Here is a 20195-nt window from a genome sequence, read left to right as displayed (position 1 = left end):
AAGTGGGATCAGATCTTGCCGAGCAGGAGCAGGATCACGAGGATGACGATGATCAGGCCGAGGCCGCCGCCGCCGTAGTAACCGGTACCGTAGAACGGTCCGCCGCCGATGCCGCTGAACCCGCCCAGCAACGCAATGATCAAAATGATCAGGATGATTGTGCCGATAGACATCTCGCTCTCCTTGTCGCGACGGGTCGCCCGATGCTCCGCCTGTCAAAGCGGAAACACGCGGCGACAGTGAAAGTTCCATAGATTGAACCGGTCGCGTGGCCCTGTTATTTCCGGCTGAGCGCCCTAAATACCGATCGACGCCAACGACCCGATGACGGAAGGAAATAGTGATGTCAGCTCCGCTTGTCGTATCGATACCTCATCGGCTGGGACGTGACGAAGCCACGCGCCGCCTGAAGAGCGGATTGGGCCAGGCGGCGGTCAGCGTGCCTGTGCTGAAGCTCGACGAGGAGATCTGGCAGGGCGACCGCATGATCTTCAGAGTGCGCGCGCTGGGTCAGGTCGCGGCCGGCCACGTCGATATCGCCGACGATCACGTCCTGCTGGAAGTGCGATTGCCGTGGCTGCTGCAGAAGTTCGGCGACGTCGCGCAGCAGGCGATTCGCAAGCGCGGTCATCTGCTGCTGGAAAAGAAGAAGTAATCTCTTGCCGCATCGCGACAGGGATTGCGTGCTGCTATGCAGCGAGTAAGCCATCGAATCTATTGCACCTGCGTCTTAAGGCGCACGTAACCGATGGCTGAGACCATCTCGATGCGGAGGAGGGAACCGATGGTGAGTCGGCACGAGATCCGCCAGGCCGTCCGGCGCGAGATCCCGGGCGGCTTCGCTTTGTGATCTTCCCGCGAGCCGTATCAGGCGTCTGTCTTCCTGCGCGGCCGCGCCGTGGCGGCGACGTCGCGCAGGCGGGCCTTTCGCACCGCGACCGGCAGATTGCGAAACAACTCCTTGAGTGTCAGCTTGCCGGCGGGCGTGCCTTCGACCGTGAACCCCGAAACATCGACGCTGGCGTCGAATGCGTCGCCGCGCGGCCATTGCCGGCCGTTGTCCGACAGCGGCGCGAAGTTCTTTCCGACCACTACGATCACGGCCTCTGCGCCGCGGGTGCGGGCGAAAGCGATCGCATGGTCGCGATGGGGGCCGGAGGCGTCGAGCGGCCGATAGTCGCCGTCGGTGAACACGTTGCGGAGTTCGTTGCGGATCGCGAGAAGCCGCCGCGTCCACGCGAGCTTGACGCGGCCGTCGCGCCATTTCAGCAGCAGCGCATCCCAGTCCGGCTCGGCGAGCGCGGCAAGCGCCTTCTCGCGGGCGGCGAAATCGACCGGGCGGCGATTGTCGGGATCGACCAGTGAGAAGTCCCAGAATTCGGTGCCCTGATAGAAGTCCGGCACCCCGGGCATCGTCGTCTTCAGGGTGATCTGGCTCAGCGAATTCAACGCGCCGATCACGGAGACGCGCTCCGAAAGGTTCTGAAGCGACTCCAGAAAGGCGCCGGACTGCGCCGGGTCGAGGATCCGGTCGATGAAAATGCGGATGCCTTCCTCGTAAGCGAGGTTGGGATTGATCCAGTTGGTTTCCTGCTTGCCCTCGCGCGCCGCTTTCAGCGCGTAGCCCTGAATCCGGTCGGTGAAGTCCGGGTCGGGTTCGAGCGGCCAGGCCCCCACAAGCCCCTGATACAGCATATATTCGAACGTCGCGGACGGGGCCCGCATGGTGCCGTCGGTCACCAGATGGGCTGCGTTCAGCATCTTCCATTTGGCGACGAGGCTCGCCCATTCGCCCGGCATCTCCGCCAGCGCCAGCAGCCGCGTTCGCGCGTCTTCGCCGCGCTTGGCATCGTGGGTCATGGTGGAGGTCATGCCATGCGGCCAATCCCGGGCGCGCGTCGTCATCAACTGATGAAAGGCATCGGGCGCCAGCGCATGAGCTGCGGGCTCGCCGCCGACCTCGTTGAGCGCAAGCAGGCGATGGTAGCGATAGAACGCAGTGTCCTCGAGCGACTTCGCCATCGTCGGCCCGGTGAATTGCTGGACCTTGAGCGCGAAGCGGCGCACCCGCGGCTTGCTGTGCGCGGCCCGGCCTTTCAGCAGGTCCATCGTCAGCGCGTCCTGCAGGAAGTCGAAAATGCCGTCGTCGGCGCCGAACCAGTCGGCGCGCGCTTTCTCGATGGTCTGGGCGATCAGTTCGCGATCGGGCCCGTTCGGGCCGGACCCGCTGATATAGGTGCGATATACCGGGAAGTGCAGCACGTAGAGTTCGAACACCTGGCGCAGATTGTCGGCGGAAAAGTCCCGCGTCGAATAGTGCCCACTGGCGATCCGGGCCAGCAGCCGCGTCAGCACGGTGAATTCGCTGAGCAGCAGCGTCTCCAGCACGCGGCGCTTGGCGCGCATCAGCACCGGCGGGAAATCCGGCGAAGTGTTGCTGACCTGCCGCCAGACTTCGTCGAGCGGCTGCAGCCCGGCGCCGTCGACCAGCGCCTGGGTGATCACATTCAGCCATTCGTAGCCGGTGGTGCCGTGGACGCCGGCGAAGCGCCGCAACGGCTCGCCTTCGCCGAGGATCTTCTCGATCACCATGTAGAGCGGCGCCGCGGCTGGCCCCTGCGCCGCCTCACGGGTGAGGCGGCGCAGCCGCTGGAAATATTGCGCAGGGTCGCGCAGGCCGTCGATGTGATCGAGCCGCAGCCCCTGCAACTGACCGTTGGCGATCAGCCGCTTGACCAGCGTGTGGATCGCCTCGAACGTGCCGGCATCCTCGACGCGCAGGCCGGCGAGGGTGTTGACGTCGAAGAAGCGGCGATAGTTGATCTCGCTCGCGGCGAGTTGCCAATGGCCGAGCTTGTAGTGCTGGCGTTCGAGCAGATTGTGCAGCGCCTGGATCTGCGCAGTGCGGCCTTCGCCGGCGCGATAGGCCGCGAGGCCCTTGTCGATCAGCTCGGCGCTGCCCGGAATAGCCTTCAACGCCGCCTTGAAGCCCGGCGCTTCCTTGCGATCCGGATGGCGCAATCCGCGATAGCGTGCGGCGAGCGCGAGGATCGCCTTGCCGGCAGGATGATCGGCGGCATCGGCCTCGCGCACGATCGTGCGCAGGATCTCGCTGTAGCGCTGCGGCGCGATCGGCAGCCGGTGCTCGAAGTACCACGCCGAGAAGCTGCCGTCGCCGGCATCGTAGCGCAGCTCGATCTCGCCGCTCTCCAGCGCCTTGCCGTAGGACGTGCCGATGATCGGCAGCAACACCCCGCCGCGGTTGCGGAACGGCAGCATCTCCCAGTCGATGTCGAACGAGGCGGCATGCGGCGACGCCGGGCCCCATTCCAGAACGTCCAGCCACCATGGATTGTCGGCGAAGTGCACGCCGACATGGTTGGGGACGAAATCGAGGATCAGCCCGATATCGTTGCGCTTCAGCGCTTCGGACAGTCGCGCGAACGCTTCTTCGCCGCCGAGCTCGGGGTTGAGCCTGGTGTGATCGACGATGTCGTAGCCGTGGGTCGATCCGCGGCGCGCCTTGGTGAAGGGCGAAGCGTAGAGATGCGAGATCCCCAGCGCCTTGAGATACGGTACGATCGCGGCCGCATCGTCGAAGCCGAAAGCGGCGGTGAGCTGGATACGGTAGGTCGCAGTCGGGATCGCGGGAGGCATCAGGACTCTTCGAGGCGCCAGGTCACCGCCCACGGCGGAATCATCCCGTTCCAATCGTCGCCCCACAAATTAGTTCCATCGGGCGTTGCCTTGAAGGCGACGTCGTGGTCCGACAGATTGGCGACGAGCTTCAGCGTCGCGCCGTCTCCGAGCCGCCAGCGGGCGCGGAGCACGCCGTCGTCGGCGATCTCGGCGTTGCCGAAGCGGGCGCCGGGCAGGCGCGGCACGATGCTGTTGCGCCGGATGTCGAGCAGCCGCTTCACGAGCGCCAGCCGCGCGGCGCCGCGGCCGTCGTCGCGCTCGCTCCAGTCGATGACCGCGCTCTTGAAGGTCGATTCGTCGAGCGGATCGGGGACCTCGTCGCCGTATTTCTCGTAAGCGCCGGCGAATTCCTTGCGGCGACCCTGACGGACGGCGTCGGCGAGTTCGCCGTGGAAATCGCAGAAGAACGGAAACGGCGCCTGCGAGCCCCATTCCTCGCCCATGAACAACATCGGAATCGTCGGCGCCAGCAGCGTGATCGCGAGCGCGGCTTCGACCGCCTTCGGCTTCGCCAGGCTTTCCAGCCTGTCGCCGAGCGCGCGATTGCCGATCTGATCGTGGTTCTGCAGGAAATTGACGAAGCCGAGCGGCGGCAGCTTGCCGCTCGGCTCGCCGCGCGGCTGGCCGCCGCGATGCCCGGACGGCTCGCCCTGATAGACGAAGCCCGAGCCCAGCGCGCGGGCGATGTTGGTCAGCGGCGCATCGGCGTAGTCGGAATAATACCCCTGCTTCTCGCCGGTCAGCGCGACATGCCAGGCGTGGTGATAATCGTCGTTCCACTGCGCGCGATATTGTCCGCGCGGCGGATCGACGACAGGATCGAGCACGGCGGCAATGTTGTCGTCGTTTTCGAGCACCAGGTGGATGTGGCGGCCGGTTTCCGCGGCGAGCTTGCCGACTTCCCGGCTCAGCTCGTAAAGCATCGGAATCTCGCCCTGATCGGGGATGGCGTGCACGGCGTCGAGGCGCAGCCCGTCGAAATGATATTCGCGCAGCCAGTACACGGCGTTCTCGATCGCGAAGGCCCGTACCTGTTCGACGTAGTAATTGATCCCGTTGCCCCACGGCGTGTGCGAATCCGAGAAAAACGGCGGCGCGTACTGGCCGATGTAGTTTCCTTCGGGGCCGAAATGATTGTAGACGACGTCGAGGAATATCATCAGGCCGCGCTCGTGCGCCGCGTCGATCAGCGCCTTGAGATCCTCCGGCCGGCCGTAGGCGCTGTCGGGCGCGTACCACAGCACGCCGTCATAGCCCCAATTGCGTCGCCCGGGAAAATCCGCCAGCGGCATCAGCTCCAGCGCGGTCACGCCGGTGTCGACCAGATGATCGAGCCGGTCGATCATCGCGCGGAAAGTCCCCTGCGGCGTGAAGCTGCCGACATGCGCCTCCAGCAGCACCGTCTCGTGCCACGGCCGGCCACGCCAATCGCCGGCGCGCCACGGATAGGCGGAATGATCGATCACTTCGCTCGGGCCCTGAATATCCTCGGGCTGGAAGCCGGATGCGGGATCGGGAACGTCGGTCGCGTCGTCGATGCGGAAGCGATAGCGCGTGCCGTCCCGCGCGCCTTCGATCTCGACCTTGAACCAGCCGTCCTTGTCGCGCTGCATCGCATGCGGACGATCGAGCATGACATCGACGCGATCTGCGTTCGGCGCCCACAGCCGGAATTCCACGCCGGTGGCGGTCAGCCGTGGGCCGAAACTGCGACCCTTCATGCGCCGGCTCCTGAAAACGCCAGCACGGAGCGCGGCGGGGCGGCGGTCTCGCCGCCCGCCGGCAGCGGCGCGACCTGGACGGTGTCCTTGGTGGTGTCGAACAACTGGTGCCAGTTTTGATATTCGGGCAATTTCGGCAAGTGGAACGTGATCGTCTCGACACCTGAATTGAGCACGATGAAGATCGCGTCGGCCTCGGGCTCCAGGGGACTGAGCACGTAAGCGAGGAACCGCCCGTCCGGAAACGCCCAATCCTGCTCCGTCATTTCGGTGGCCGACGGCGTCAGCCACAACACCCCATAGGACCCGTCGGCGCGTCGGCCGTCGAGCCATCGACGCGAACGGATCTGCGGGAAGCGGCGGCGGATCTCGCTCATCAGCCCGACGAACTCGACCATGTCGTCTTCCCGATTGAGTCCTTCCCAGCCGACCCAGCCGATCTCGTTGTCCTGGCAATAGGCGTTGTTGTTGCCGTTCTGCGAGTTGCCGACCTCGTCGCCGGCGAGCATCAGCGGAACACCCTTAGCGAGAAACAGGCAGGCGAGCTGGTTCTTGCGGAGCTGGCGGCGCAGCGCGACGATCTTCGGATCGTCTGTCGGACCCTCATGGCCGCAATTGTTGCTGTGATTGTCGCTGGAGCCGTCGCGATTGTCCTCGCCGTTCGCGAGGTTGTGCTTGTCGTTGTAGCTGAACAGGTCCGCGAGCGTGAAGCCGTCATGGACGGTGACGTGGTTGACGCTGGCGCGCGGCATCCGGCTGTCGTGGTTGAAGATGTCGGACGAGCCGGTCATGCGTCGCGACACCTCGCCGATCAGGCTGCCTTCGCCGCTCCAGTAGCGCCGCATCGCGCTGCGATAGCGGTCGTTCCATTCCGACCATTGCGACGGGAATGCGCCGACCTGATAGCCGCCCATGCCGAGGTCCCATGGCTCGGCGATCAGTTTCACCGAGGCGAGCACCGGGTCCTGACGGAGCGCGGTGAAGAACCCCGAATTGCGTTCGTAACCGTTCGGACCACGCGCCAGCGTGGTCGCGAGGTCGAAACGGAAGCCGTCGACGTGGCAGACCTCGACCCAGTAGCGCAGGCTGTCCATCACCATCTGCAGCACGCGCGGATGATTGAGATTGACCGAGCTGCCGCAGCCGGTGAAGTCGTCGTAGAATCGGGGATTGTCCGGCATCAGCCAATAATACGAGGCGTTGTCGATGCCGCGGAACGACAGCGTCGGGCCGAGGTGATTGCCTTCCGCGGTGTGGTTGTAGACCACGTCGAGGATCACCTCGATGCCGGCGTCGTGCAGCCGGGCCACCGTGGTGCGGAACGCGTCGAGCGGATTGTCCGGCGCGTAGCGCGGCTCCGGCGCGAAGAACGAAATCGTGTTGTAGCCCCAGTAATTCACCAGCTTCTTCTCGACCAGCGCCCGATCATCGATAAGCGCGTGGACCGGAAGAAGTTCGACCGCGGTGACGCCGAGACGCTTGAAATGATCGATCATCGCCGGCGCCGCGAGCCCGCCGAAGGTGCCGCGCAGGCCGGGCGGCACGTCTTCGCGCAATTGCGTCAGGCCCTTGACGTGGGCTTCGTAGATGATGGTGTCTTCCCAGGGAATGTTCGGCCGGTTCTCGTGGCGCGAGAAGCCGCCGGTCTCGTCGACCACCACCGCCTTCGGCATGCCGCGGGCGTTGTCGCGGCGATCGAACGACAGATCCTCGCGCGGGCTGCCGGCGCGATAGGCGAAGTGCGCATCGCTCCACACCAGCCGCCCGAACAGCCGCTTGGCGTAGGGATCGAGCAGCAGCTTGTGCGCGTTGAAGCGATGGCCGCGTTCGGGATCGTAGGGACCGTAGACCCGGTAGCCGTAGAGCTGGCCCGGCGAGACGTCGTTGAGGTAGCCGTGCCAGACGTCCTCGGTGCGTTCAGGCAGTTCGATCCGCTCCAGTTCGCGGCGGCCCTGACTGTCGAACAGGCACAGCTCGACCTTGTGGGCGTTGGCGGAGAACAGCGCAAAATTGGTTCCGCGGCCGTCCCAGGTGGCCCCGAGGCGCGAGCAGCTTCCGGCGGAGAGGCGCATGCTCAGTCTTCCGGCGTCAGAAAGATCACGGCGAGCGGCGGAATGGTGAGACTAAGCTCGGGCACCAGCCCGTCAAGCGTCCGGACCTCGCCGCCATTGCCGACATTGCCGCCGCCATAGGTCGCGGCGTCGGAATTGAACACCTCGCGCCAGCGGCCGGGGAACGGCACCCGGACGCGATAGTCCTGATAGACGTTCGGCGAGAAGTTCGCGATTACCAGGCAGCGCGCCCGGGTGTCGTTGCCCTTGCGCATCCATGCGAACAGGTTGCGCGCCGAGTCCTCGGTGATGACCCATTCGAAGCCGAACGGATCGCAGTCGAGCTGATGCAGCGCCGGAAGCTCGCGGTACAGCCTGTTGAGGTCGCGGACCAGCGCCTGGATGCCGGCGTATTTCGGCGTATCGAGCAAGTGCCAATCGAGCGAGCGGTCGTGATTCCACTCCCGCTCCTGGCCGAACTCGCTGCCCATGAACATCAGCTTCTTGCCGGGGTGGGCGTACATGAACGCGTAATAGGCGCGCAGATTGGCGAAGCGCTGCCACTCGTCGCCCGGCATCCGGCCGAGGATCGAGCGTTTGCCGTGCACGACTTCGTCGTGCGACAGCGGCAGGATGAAGTTCTCCGAGAATGCGTAATGCAGCCCGAACAGGATCTGGCCGTGGTGATATTTGCGGTGGATCGGATCCTTGCTGATGTAGTTCAGCGTGTCGTGCATCCAGCCCATGTTCCACTTGTAGCCGAAGCCGAGCCCGCCGAACTCCACCGGCCGCGAGACTTGCGGCCACGCGGTGGACTCCTCCGCCGCCGTGGTGGCCTGCGGAAATTTGGCATAGACCTCGGCGTTGAAGCGACGCAGGAATTCGATCGCCTCGATGTTCTCGCGGCCGCCGAATTTGTTCGGGATCCAGCCACCCGCCGGCCGGCTGTAGTCGAGATACAGCATCGAGGCCACCGCATCCACGCGCAGCCCGTCGATGCGGTAACGCTCCAGCCAGAACAGCGCGTTCGACACCAGGAAGTTCACGACTTCGGTGCGGCCGTAATTGTAGATCAGCGTGCCCCAGTCGAGATGCCGGCCCTGCAGCGGGTTGGCGTGCTCGTACAGCGCGGTGCCGTCGAAATTGCCGAGCCCGTGCGGATCGTCGGGGAAGTGCCCGGGCACCCAGTCGAGCAGCACGCCGATGCCGTGCTCGTGGCAGGCGTCGATCAGCGCGCAGAAATCCTCCGGCGTGCCGAACCGGCTGGTCGGGGCAAACAGTCCGGTCGGCTGATAGCCCCACGAGCCGTCGAACGGATGCTCGCTGACCGGCAGGAATTCGACATGGGTGAAGCCCATGTCACGGACATAGGCGGGCAATTGCTCGGCGAGTTCGCGATAGGTCAGCCACTGCTCGCCGTCCTTGCGGCGCCACGAACCCAGATGCACCTCGTAGATCGACATCGGCGCGCCGAGCGCATTGATGTTCTCCGGCGCCAAGCGTGGCAGCGGCAGACGGGTCTGATCCACCACGATCGAGGCGGTCTTCGGACGCACTTCGGCCGCGAACGCCATCGGATCGGACTTCTGCGGCAGCGTCTCGCCGTTCGGCCCGGTCATGTCGAATTTGTAGTGATCGCCGGCAGTCGCGCCGGGGATGAACAATTCCCAATAGCCGTTGCCGCGTACCCGCATCTGGTGCCGGCGCGGATTCCAGAAATTGAAATCGCCGACCACGCTGACGCGGCGCGCGTTGGGCGCCAGCACCACGAAGGCGACGCCGCTGACGCCTTCCAGCACCATCGGATGCGCGCCGAGCTTGTCGTACAGCCGCTGATCGGTGCCTTCGCCGAGCAGATACAGGTCGAACTCGGTCAGGATCGGGGGAAACCGATAGGGGTCTTCGAGATCGACGGTGGTATCGCCGAACCGGGCGCGGAGCTGGTAACGATGCGAGCCGTTCGGCAGCGGCCCGGCGAACAGACCGGCATCGTGAACGCGCTCGAGAGTGGCCGTCTCGCCGTGCTCGCCGACAGCCTCGACGGCGGTGGCATCCGGCAGCAGAGCGCGAACGACGACGCGGTCGTCCTCGGGATGCGGGCCGAGATAGCGGAACGGGTCGGCGTGGCGGCCTTCAAGCACCGCATAGGCGTCATCGGTCAATTGGGCGGTCATGAATTCTCCTCGGGCTGCCGAGTCAGGATGCGAAGAATGCCAGCCAGCGGCACGCGGAGCCAATCGGGACGATAGGCGAGTTCGTATTCGATCTCGTATAGCGCCTTTTCGATCAGGAAGAAGTCCAGGATCTGGTCGGCTGCAGCACGATCCGCAGGCCACACCGGACTGTCGGCCATCGTCTCGCGATAGGCGGCGAGGAAAGCCTCGGTCGAGCGCGTCCGCCAGACGTCGAGCGCGGCGGAGATCTTGCCGGAATCGTCCGCCAGTGTCCGCAGCGCTCGCTCCAGCGCGGCCGTGGTGGAGTAGTCGATCGAGCGGATCAGCCCGGCGACGTCACGCGCGGCCGGCGCCTTGGCGCGACGTTCGGCCTGCGATCGCCGGGGCTCGCCTTCGAAATCGATGATGTAGATGTCGTCCTTGACGATCAGCATCTGGCCGAGATGGAAGTCGCCGTGATGGCGGATGTTCAGCCCGCCGGCGCCGCCGAACAGGCCGTGCAGCCGTTCCAGCAAACCCTCGCGCTGTGCCAGCAGTTCGTCGACCATGGCCCGGTCGGCATCCCTCAGGCTGTCGCGCTTGCGGTCGAGTTCGTCGAGGACGCGCCCGGCGTATTCCGTCACGGTCCCGGACCTGCTGCGCGCGTCGTCGCCGTCGATCGGCTCCGGCGCGAATTCCGCGACCTCGGGGTGGCCCGCCAATGCGATATGCATCTCGGCGACGCGCCTGCCGGTCTGCTGCATGTAGCGCAGATACGGAGCCAGCTCCTCGCTGACGTTGTCGTCTTCCGTACTGATCAGCAGCCGCTGGTCGTCGACATAGCGGTCGAGATAGCCCGAGGTGACGGTCCAGCCGTCGCCCTGATTGGCGACGAAGTCGTGCACCACCGCGATCGCGCTGACCTTGTCGCCCTCGACCAGTTCGACGCTGCCGAGCAGGGAAGGCGTATTGGCGTATCCCGCAACCTCAGAGAGGAAGCGGCCCATCTCGATCTCGGGATTGATGCCGCTCTCCAGCCGGCGATACAGCTTGACGACGTAGCTCTCGTCGACCAGCGCGGTCGAGTTCGACTGCTCCGTGTCCACGGCGCGAATGTGGTTGTAGGGGCCGGCCGGCTTGTCGGCGAGTCGCGAGCCGGGCCGGAATTCCAGCCGGTCGCCGTCGTTCTCCACGACGAGGGATTCACGCAGATTGTCGAGCAGCAGCGTGGTGAATTCGGTGTCGGCAGCGACGTCGAGCAGCGTGCCCTCGCGCGCGCCCTGGCGGACCGCCGCGAAGGCTCGCGGATTGTAGCGCTCGCGATCGAACCGCACCCAGTCGATCTGCATCGGCAGCACGTAGCGGGCATTCACGCCGCGGACGGTGGCCTCGAAGAACGTCAGCCAGGGCCGGTTGTCATGCGTGATCGAGAAGGGAATCGCCGAGGTCAAATGCGGATGGATCGCCCGCGGCGAGCGCTCCGGGAACCACCGGGTTCGCGACAGATAGGCGGGCAGCACGTCGCGCTCGAACACGCCGCGGGTCCGCGCGAGTGTCATCCAGGTCGAACCCAGCGGCACGACAAGGGTCTCGAACTCCGGCACGGTCGCGGCGGGTGCGACGTGGTCCGAGGTGTCGCGCTCCTCGAGCTTGAACCAGTAGAAGCCGTAGGGCGCCAGCGTGATCATATAGGGCAGTTCGCCGATCGCCGGAAATTTGGTGCGGCCGAGCATCTCCTGCGGCACGCGATCCTTCCACGGCGACAGGTCGAGTTCGGTGGCCTGCGCCGAGCGCGACAGATTGGCGACACAGAGGATCACCTCGTCCTCGTACTGCCGGACATAGGACAACACCGACCGGTTCACCGGGCGGATGAAGGTCATGGTGCCACGCCCGAAGGCGAGGGTGGACTTGCGGACCGAGATCAGGCGCTTGGTGGCGCTGAGCAGCGACGACAGGCTGCGCGCCTGGGCCTCGACGTTGACCGAGGCGTAGCCGTAGACCGGGTCCATGATCGGCGGGGCGTAGAGCCGCGCCGGGTCCGCCCGCGAGAAGCCGCCATTGCGGTCCGACGACCATTGCATCGGCGTGCGCACGCCGTTGCGGTCGCCGAGATAGATATTGTCGCCCATGCCGATCTCGTCGCCGTAATAGATGATCGGCGTGCCCGGAAACGACAGCAGCAGCGAGTTCATCAGCTCGATCTTGCGGCGGTCGTTGTCCATCAGCGGCGCCAGCCTGCGCCGGATTCCGACATTGATGCGTGCGCGCGGATCGGCCGCGTAGGTCGTCCACAGATAGTCGCGCTCGACGTCGGTGACCATTTCGAGCGTCAGCTCGTCATGGTTGCGCAGGAACATCGCCCACTGGCAGTTCGCGGGAATTTCCGGCGTCTGCCGCATGATGTCGGTGATCGGGAAGCGATCCTCCTGGGCGATCGCCATGTAGATCCGCGGCATCAGCGGGAAGTGATAGGCCATGTGGCACTCGTCACTGTCGCCGAAATATTCCTGCACATCCTCGGGCCATTGATTGGCCTCGGCGAGCAGGACCTTGCCCTTGGCATAGGCGTCGAGCTCGGCGCGCAGCGTCTTGATGACGGCGTGCGTCTCGGGAAGATTCTCGTTGTTGGTGCCGTCGCGCTCGCACAGATAGGGGATCGCGTCCAGCCGGAATCCGTCGACCCCGGTATCGAGCCAGCGCTTCATCACCTTCACGACCGCGCCGACCACGTGCGGATTGTCGAAATTGAGGTCGGGCTGGTGCGAGAAGAAGCGGTGCCAGTAGTACTGGCCCGCTTCCGGATCCCAGGTCCAGTTCGACTTTTCGGTGTCGGTGAAGATGATCCGGGTGCCCTGATATTTCTGGTCGGAGTCGCTCCAGACGTACCAGTCGCGCGCGCTGGAGCCCTTGCCGCTGCGTCGCGCCCGCTTGAACCAGTCGTGCTGGTCGGAGGTGTGATTGATGACGAGCTCGGTGATGACGCGCAGGTTGCGCTTCTTGGCCTCGACGATGAAGCGGCGGAAGTCCTTCATCGTGCCGAAATCGGGATTGATCGAGCCGTAATCGGCGATGTCGTAGCCGTCGTCACGCTGCGGCGAGGGATAGAACGGCAGCAGCCACAGCGCAGTGACGCCGAGGTCCTGCAGATAGTCCAGCTTTTCGGTCAGGCCGGCGAAGTCGCCGATGCCGTCGTTGTTGCTGTCGGCGAAAGCCTTGACGTGAAGCTGGTAGATGATCGCGTCTTTGTACCACAGCTCGTCGGTGGCGTCGATTTCGGGCCTGGAATCGGCCGCATCGACAGGTGACATTACGTTCATGGGTGCGCTCCTCACGCCAGGCAGCGGAAAAGCAGTGCAGGATCGCGTTGCGGATCGATCCGCAGGGTCAATCCACCCCATTCCACGGCGTGCCGTTCGCCGGTGAGCAGGTTCTCGACCGCCACGACCGGGCGGCGCTCGCCGCCGACCTCGATCTGGGTGTCGCCGAGCGGAAACCAGAATTCATGGAAGTCGCGCGACAGCGCGATCGCGACGGCCACGACGTTGGTCAGGTCCGTCGTGTACTTGACGAAGCCGGTCACGTTGGGATCTTGAATATCGACAAAGCGCAGATTGCTCGTCTGTTGAAGCGCCGGATTATTACGGCGGGCCTGATTGATGTCGCGGATGTAGGGTTTGATGTTGCCGGGCTTGTCCCAGTCGCGCACCTTGATCTCGTATTTTTCGGAATCGAGATACTCCTCCTTGCCCGGTATCGGCTCGTGTTCGATCAGTTCGAAGCCGTTATAGATGCCATAGGTCGATGACAGCATCGCGGCGAGCGCAAGGCGGGACTTGAACATCCACGGCTCGCCGCCCTGCAGATGGAAGGGCAGGATGTCCGGCGTGTTGACGAAGAAATTCGGGCGATAGAAATCCCGCTCCGGATAGCCGGTCAGCTCGCGCAGATATTCCTCGATCTCCCACTTCTGGGTCCGCCAGGTGAAATAGGTATAGGACTGGCTGAAGCCGAGTTTTGCGAGGCCCTTCATCAGCTTCGGCCGGGTAAAGGCCTCCGCCAGAAACAGCACGTCGGGGTGGCTGAGCTGAACCTCGCGGATCATCCACTCCCAGAACCGCAGCGGCTTGGTGTGCGGATTGTCGACCCGGAAGATCTTCACGCCCTGGTCGACCCAGAACAGGATCACGTCGCGCAGCGCATTCCACAGCGAGCCGGCGTCCTCGCAGGTGAAATCCGGATTGACGATGTCTTCGTATTTCTTCGGCGGGTTCTCGGCGTATTTCATCGAGCCGTCGGGGCGGCGCTTGAACCAGCTCGGATGCTGTTTCAACCAAGGATGATCCGGCGAGCACTGCACCGCGACGTCGAGCGCGATTTCGATGTTCACCAGCTTGCAGGCCTCGACCAGCGCGCGGAAATCGTCGAGCGTGCCGAGCTCGGGATGCACCGCGTCGTGGCCGCCTTCCTCCGCGCCGATCGCGTAGGGACTGCCGGGATCGCCCGGCTCGGCCTTCAGCGAATTGTTGCGCCCCTTGCGGTTGACGCGGCCGATCGGGTGGATCGGGGTGAAATACAGCACATCGAAGCCCATCGCCGCGATGTCCGGCAGCCTTGCGATGCAGTCGCGGAAGGTGCCGTGCTGGCCGGGCACCGTGCTCTGGCTGCGCGGTACCATCTCGTACCAGGCGCCGTTGCGGGCGCGCTCGCGGTCGATCATCAGCGGCAGCACCGTGGAGCGGGTGACGTCGGGGCGGGCCTGACTCTCGCCCATCGCGTCGCGCAGCTCAGGGGCGAGCAGGGGAGCGACGTCTCCGGTCTGCAGATAGTCTTCGCATTGCCGCTGAATGACCGCCAGCGCGTCGCGACCGCCGTGAAGTGCCTTGGTCAGCATCCCGGCGCCTTCCAGCGCGTCGAGGGTGACGTCCTGCCCCGCCTTCTGCTTCAGCTCGATGCCGTGCCGCCAGGTCGCGAACTCGTCGGTCCAGGCCTCGATCGCATAGACATATCGGCCTATAAGGTCGGGCGTGAAGGAGGCGGTCCAGCGGTCGTTGACCACATGCCGCATCGGGACGCGCTGCCAGTCCTGATCCTGTTCGCGGCGCCAGATCAGGGCTGCGGCGATCGTCTCGTGGCCGTCACGATAGATGTCTGCCCAGACCTCGATTGGCTCACCGACGACCCGTTTGATGGGAAATCGGCCGCTATCGATAATCGGGTAGATGTCTTCAATATGAAACGCCCCGCCGGCCGCGACGGTCTGGATTGCTTGGGTCGATTGGTTCACGGTGATGCTTATAGGACTTCCGTCCCATTCCCTGGAAATCGAATACGGGCGGTCGTCCCGTAACAAAGCTTCTGGAACGCCAAAGTTCCCGGAACTCACCCTACGCAATCGCGTTGCAGACGACTATCCTGTTCGGAATTGGCGGATTCGCAGCGCACCCCGCGCGGCGATGCAGACAGCGTGCCTGATGGATTTATTTACCAAAGCTGCAGAACTCGGGATTCAAACCGAATTCTTCGATGGGCAGGGGCAACGCCACGTCACCCCGCCCGCCGCTCTCCAAATCATCCTCGATGCGATGCCGGCGCGTTCGACGCATCGATTGCTCGACCGGATCGCCATTGCACGGACCGGCGAGCAGACTGCTGCGCAATTGAGCGCTGCGGCGGTGCTGCCGGTGGCGTGGAAAATCGTCGCAGGCGACGACACCTGCATGGCCGAGGGCACGACAGCGGAACGCAGTGTCGTCTGGCCGTCGCATTTGCCGGTGGGCAGCTATCGCCTGCTTCTTGCGGATGCCGGTGGTCACACCGAGGAGGCGCCGCTGCTGGTGACGCCACCGACCGCCTTCCGCGGCGAGTTCGACCGCTCCTGGATCGTCGCGGTCCAGCTCTACGGTCTGCGTTCTCACCGCAACTGGGGGATCGGCGACTTCACCGATCTGGCGCGATTGATCGAGATTGCCGCCCGATGGGGCGCCGGCGGCATCGGCCTCAATCCGTTGCATGCGCTGTTCGACGATCGGCCGGGCGACTGCAGCCCGTATTCGCCGAACAGCCGGATGTTTCTCAACCCGCTGTATATCGACGTCGAGCAACTGCCCGAGTTCAAGCTCGCCGACCTGCCCGGCGCGGCCGAAGCGATCGCGAGGCTGCGCGACGACACACTGATCGACTATCCGGCCGTCGCCGCGCTGAAATGGCGTGCGCTCAGGACCGCTCACGCCGCGTTTCGCGCGGCCCCCGCGCCAGATCGCCGCGCCGCGTTCGAAGCCTTCCGCCGCGAGCGTGCCCCGCTGCTGACCCGGTTCGCCTGTTTCGAGGCGCTGCGCCATCAATTCGCAAAGCCGTGGTGGGAATGGCCGGACGAATGGCAGCATCCCGAGGATGGCCGCTGCGCGCAATTGCGCGACGGCCCGGACGGCGCCGAGATCGAATTCATCGAATACGTGCAGTGGTGCGCTGACGACCAGTTGCGTGCCTGCCACGACCTCGCTGCCGCGCGCGGCATGGATGTCGGGCTGTATCTCGATGTCGCCGTCGGCGTGCAGAGCGACGGCTTCGACGCCTGGAACGAGCAGGTCGCGATCTCGCGGCAACTGGCGGTCGGCGCGCCGCCGGACCAGTTGAATTCGGCCGGACAGAACTGGGGCCTCGCAGGCTTCAATGCGGCCGGGCTCGAACTGACAGGCTTTGCGCCGTTCCGCGAGATGCTGCGTGCCGCGATGCGCTATGCCGGCGCGATCCGGCTCGATCACGTGCTCGGCCTGAACCGGCTCTATCTGGTGCCGCACGGCTTCGCCGCCGACAGCGGCGTCTATGTGCAGATGCCGTTCGAGGCGCTGCTGGCGGTCACCGCGCAGGAGAGCGTCGCCAATCGCTGCGTGGTGATCGGCGAGGACCTCGGCACGGTGCCGGACGGCTTCCGCGAGCGCCTGGCGGCGTGGGGCGTGTGGTCGTATCGCGTGATGATGTTCGAGCGCGACTTCCATCAGGGTTGGTTCTTCGGCGTCGATCACTATCTGCCGGACGCGCTGGTCACCTTCAACACCCACGACCTCGCCACCTATTCCGGCTGGCGCGCCTCGGCCGACCTGCAGTTCAAGCATTCTGTCGGGATCGACCCGGGCGAGAGCGACGATGCCAGGCGATACGCGTTCGCCATGCTCGGCGACGCGCTGCGCCGACAGGGGATCGAACAGGAGGATATCTATGCGGTGCTCACCTTCCTCGCACGCACCCGCTCGCGGCTGCTTGCGATTTCGCTCGAGGATCTGCTCGGCGTGATCGATCAGCCCAATGTGCCCGGCACCGTGTTCCAGCATCCGAACTGGCGCCGAAGGCTGCCGCGCGCACTCGACGAGATCGCGTCGGCAATCAATCAGCAGGCGCTGCTTGCGGCAACCTCGGAGCGCCGGTCTGCGGTGAAGACCATTGCCGGGTAGGATCGAAGACTATGCGCTGATCGGCGACTGCGAGACCTCGGCCCTGGTCGGACGCGACGGCTCGATCGACTGGCTGTGCTGGCCGTCGTTCGATTCAGAGGCCTGTTTCGCCGCGCTGCTCGGCGATGAAAACTACGGCCACTGGCAGATCTGCCCGTCCCGAACGATCAAGGCGACGACGCGACGTTATCGCGGCGACAGCCTGATCCTGGAGACGCGGTTCGAAACCGAAACCGGCGTCGTCACGCTGATCGATTTCATGCCGCCGCGCGGCAGGGCGTCCGACATCGTGCGGCTGGTGCGAGGCGACGCCGGCAAGGTCGAGATGCGGATGCACCTGGTGCTGCGCTTCGGCTACGGCGTCAACATTCCCTGGGTGAAGCGCGGCGAGAAGCCCGGCGAACTGCTCGCGATCTGCGGCCCCGACATGACGGTGCTTCGGTCGCCGATCGTGACCCACGGCGAAGGCATGACGACGGTCGCCGAATTCGCGGTGAGCGAGGGCGACACCGTGCCGTTCGTGATGGCCTACGGTCCGTCGCACCTTCCGGTGCCGCAATCGATCGATCCGATCGCCGCGCTGCGCGACACCGAGGAATTCTGGTGCGACTGGACCGGCCGCTGCACCTACACCGGCGAGTATCGCGACCTGGTGATGCGCTCGCTGATTACGCTGAAGGCGCTGACCTTCGCGCCGAGCGGCGGCATCGTGGCGGCGCCGACCACCTCGCTGCCGGAAACGCTGGGCGGCTCGCGCAACTGGGACTATCGCTTCTGCTGGCTGCGCGACGCCACCTTCACGCTGTTCGCGCTGATGAACAACGGTTACACCGCGGAAGCCGCGGCCTGGCACGACTGGCTGCTGCGCGCAGCCGCTGGCGCGCCGGCCAAATTGCAGATCATGTATTCGATCTACGGCCATCGCCGGCTGCTGGAGTGGCAGGCCGACTGGCTCCCCGGCTACGAGGGCGCGCAGCCGGTCCGGATCGGCAATGCCGCGCACGCCCAGCTACAGCTCGACGTCTACGGCGAACTTATCGACGCCTTTCATCAATGGCGGATGGCCGGGATCGAACTCGACGGCGAATCCTGGGCGATGGAATGCGCGGTGCTCCAGCATCTGTCGACGATCTGGAATCAGCCGGACAGTGGTATCTGGGAGCGTCGGGGGCCTGCCAGACACTACGTGTTTTCCAAGGTCATGACCTGGGTCGCGTTCGATCGCGGCGTCAAGAGCGCGGAAAAATTCGGCCTGAAAGCTCCACTTGCGAAATGGCGCGCGCTGCGCGACGAGATCCATCGCGACGTCTGCGCCAAGGGTTTCGACCCGAAGCAGAACGCCTTCGTCGAGCACTACGGCGCGGACGTGCTGGATGCCAGCGTGCTGCTGATCCCTGCCGTCGGCTTCCTGCCGCCGGATGATCCGCGGGTACGCGGCACGATCGCAGCGGTCGAGACTCATCTGCTGCATCGTGGATTCGTTTTGCGCCACGATCCGCGCGAGACTCCGGACGAGCCATTACCGGTCGAGGGCGCGTTCCTCGCCTGCAGCCTCTGGCTCGCCGATGCTTATGTTCTGGCGGGCGACATCGACAAGGCCAAGGAGCTGTTCGACCGCGTCGTCGGCATCGCCAACGACGTCGGCCTGCTCGCCGAGGAATACGACTCCGATGCGGGCCGGCAGACCGGCAATTTCCCGCAGGCGCTGACCCACATCGCGCTGATCATCACCGCCGACAATCTCAGCGCGGCGAGGTCCGCAACCGGCAAGCCGGCGGTGCAGCGCTCGAAATAGACGCGTGCCGCTCAGGCTTGCGCGTTGCGGGCGAGGATGAAGTCGATCGCGGCTGCGAAACCGTCGTCCTCGTTCGAGGCCGTGACGTGCGACGCCAGCTGCTTGACGTCGTCGGTGGCGTTGCCCATCGCGATCGGCAGGCCGCTGACCCGGAACATCGCCAGATCGTTCTGCATGTCGCCGAGCGTGGCGATCGCATCGGTCGGGATGCCGAGGCGCTTGGCCATGGCCTGCACGAAAGTGCCCTTGTTCTGGCCGGGCGGCGTGACATCGAGGTAGTAGTCCTGCGAGCGGATCGCCAGCGCGGCGTCGCCGAGCGCCGCCTGCAGTTCCTTCTCGCAACGTGCGAGCAATGCGAAATCCGGGCTGGCGCCGACGATCTTGCAGGCCTTGTCGGCCAGCGGCGTGAAGTCGTCGAGCCGCGTCGGATCGAACCGGATGGTGCGCTGTTCGTGCGGCACGTATTTGCCGTCGTCGCGACGGATGTACCAATTGTCGTTGGTGAAGATCCAGGCGTCGATGCCGTAGCGATCGAGCAGATCGAGGCTGGTCTTCACCGCCGCAGCGGGAATGAGGTGCTGCTCGATCACCGCGAGCGACGGCTCGACGATCGAACTGCCGTTGAATGGCCCGAGCGGCAGCGTGATGCCGAGCGGATCGCTGAACATCCGCATCCCGACCGGCGGCCGGCTCGACGTCAGCGTGAAGCCGATGCCGGCCTGCTGCAGCTTCGCGACCGCGGCGCGGGCCTGGTCGGTCAGGCGCTTGTCGGACGTCACCAGCGTGCCGTCGACATCGGAGATCACCAGCGCGATGCGGCTCATCGGTTCAAGGCCTGTTGCTGTGGAGTTGGGCGACGATGGCGTCGACGATCTGTTCGATCGAGGCGTCGATGCTGACCGTGATCGGGCGTTCGTCGGCGCCGGGCTGTTGCAGCGTCGCGAACTGGCTGTCGAGCAGCCCGCCCGGCATGAAGTGATTCTTGCGCCCGGCCATCCGCTGCGCGATCAGCTCGCGGCTGCCGTCGAGATAGACGATGCGGACGTCGTCGCGGCCATGCACGAGAATATCGCGATACGCGCGCTTCAGCGCCGAGCAGCCGATCACAGCATGGCGGCCTTCGCCGGCGATGCGATCGATCTCGGCGGCGATCGCGCGCAGCCACGGCCAGCGGTCGTCGTCGGTCAGCGGCTGCCCGGCGCTCATCTTCGCGACATTGGCCGGAGGATGGAAATCGTCGCCGTCCCGGTAGGTCCAGCCGAGCCGTTCGGCGAGTCGTTCGCCGATCGTGCTCTTGCCGGAGCCGGACACGCCCATCACGATCA

12 protein-coding genes are annotated in these 20195 nt (G+C 65.2%); 3 read left to right on the top strand and 9 right to left on the bottom strand.

The window, feature by feature from the left end:
• Positions 1-8 precede the first annotated feature (8 nt).
• Positions 9-173, bottom strand: a complete 165-nt coding sequence (locus tag ACTZWT_RS00695; protein ID WP_444767807.1) for a DUF3309 family protein — start codon at positions 171-173, stop codon at positions 9-11.
• A 170-nt stretch (positions 174-343) separates the two neighbouring features.
• Here ACTZWT_RS00695 and ACTZWT_RS00690 point away from each other — a divergent pair, with 170 nt between their 5' ends.
• On the top strand, positions 344-655 hold the full coding sequence (locus ACTZWT_RS00690; protein WP_444767806.1) for a polyhydroxyalkanoic acid system family protein: 312 nt from the start codon (positions 344-346) through the stop codon (positions 653-655).
• A gap of 212 nt (positions 656-867) precedes the next feature.
• Here ACTZWT_RS00690 and treY read toward each other — a convergent pair whose 3' ends face one another.
• Genes treY through ACTZWT_RS00660 form a run of 6 tightly spaced genes read right to left on the bottom strand, consistent with a single transcriptional unit; the run spans position 868 to position 14911 of the window.
• Positions 868-3657, bottom strand: coding sequence for a malto-oligosyltrehalose synthase (gene treY / locus ACTZWT_RS00685; RefSeq protein WP_444767805.1), 2790 nt, complete (start codon positions 3655-3657; stop codon positions 868-870).
• A complete protein-coding gene (treZ, locus tag ACTZWT_RS00680) occupies positions 3657-5420 on the bottom strand; it encodes a malto-oligosyltrehalose trehalohydrolase (protein ID WP_444767804.1) in 1764 nt (587 codons plus the stop codon). Before treZ ends, treY begins: the two co-directional genes overlap by 1 nt.
• Entirely contained in the window at positions 5417-7492 is a 2076-nt protein-coding gene (glgX, locus tag ACTZWT_RS00675) for a glycogen debranching protein GlgX (RefSeq protein WP_444767803.1), read from the bottom strand. Before glgX ends, treZ begins: the two co-directional genes overlap by 4 nt.
• 2 nt (positions 7493-7494) lie before the next feature.
• A complete protein-coding gene (gene glgB, locus ACTZWT_RS00670) occupies positions 7495-9645 on the bottom strand; it encodes a 1,4-alpha-glucan branching protein GlgB (RefSeq protein ID WP_444767802.1) in 2151 nt (716 codons plus the stop codon).
• On the bottom strand, positions 9642-12944 hold the full coding sequence (gene treS / locus ACTZWT_RS00665; protein WP_444767801.1) for a maltose alpha-D-glucosyltransferase: 3303 nt from the start codon (positions 12942-12944) through the stop codon (positions 9642-9644). Before treS ends, glgB begins: the two co-directional genes overlap by 4 nt.
• Before the next feature lie 11 nt (positions 12945-12955).
• Positions 12956-14911, bottom strand: a complete 1956-nt coding sequence (locus ACTZWT_RS00660; protein WP_444767800.1) for an alpha-1,4-glucan--maltose-1-phosphate maltosyltransferase — start codon at positions 14909-14911, stop codon at positions 12956-12958.
• 187 nt (positions 14912-15098) lie between these two features.
• Here ACTZWT_RS00660 and malQ point away from each other — a divergent pair, with 187 nt between their 5' ends.
• A complete protein-coding gene (gene malQ, locus ACTZWT_RS00655; protein WP_444767799.1) occupies positions 15099-17075 on the top strand; it encodes a 4-alpha-glucanotransferase in 1977 nt (658 codons plus the stop codon).
• Positions 17065-18870, top strand: a complete 1806-nt coding sequence (locus ACTZWT_RS00650) for a glycoside hydrolase family 15 protein (RefSeq protein WP_444767798.1) — start codon at positions 17065-17067, stop codon at positions 18868-18870. The genes malQ and ACTZWT_RS00650 overlap by 11 nt, the downstream gene beginning before the upstream one ends.
• Before the next feature lie 11 nt (positions 18871-18881).
• Here ACTZWT_RS00650 and ACTZWT_RS00645 read toward each other — a convergent pair whose 3' ends face one another.
• Both ACTZWT_RS00645 and ACTZWT_RS00640 read right to left on the bottom strand, forming a co-directional pair.
• Positions 18882-19694 carry a Cof-type HAD-IIB family hydrolase gene (locus ACTZWT_RS00645; protein WP_444767797.1) on the bottom strand — a complete coding sequence of 271 codons (813 nt, stop codon included), beginning with the start codon at positions 19692-19694 and terminating at the stop codon, positions 18882-18884.
• Positions 19695-19698: 4 nt separating this feature from the next.
• Positions 19699-20187 (bottom strand): gluconokinase, encoded by a 489-nt coding sequence (locus tag ACTZWT_RS00640; protein ID WP_444768437.1) that lies wholly within the window; start codon positions 20185-20187, stop codon positions 19699-19701.
• Between the last annotated feature and the right edge of the window lie 8 nt (positions 20188-20195).

The sequence above is a fragment of the Rhodopseudomonas sp. NSM genome, from assembly GCF_052445935.1.
Lineage (GTDB): Bacteria > Pseudomonadota > Alphaproteobacteria > Rhizobiales > Xanthobacteraceae > Rhodopseudomonas.
Note: the sequence above shows the minus strand (reverse complement) of the source record. Positions and strands in the feature narration are given on the sequence as shown.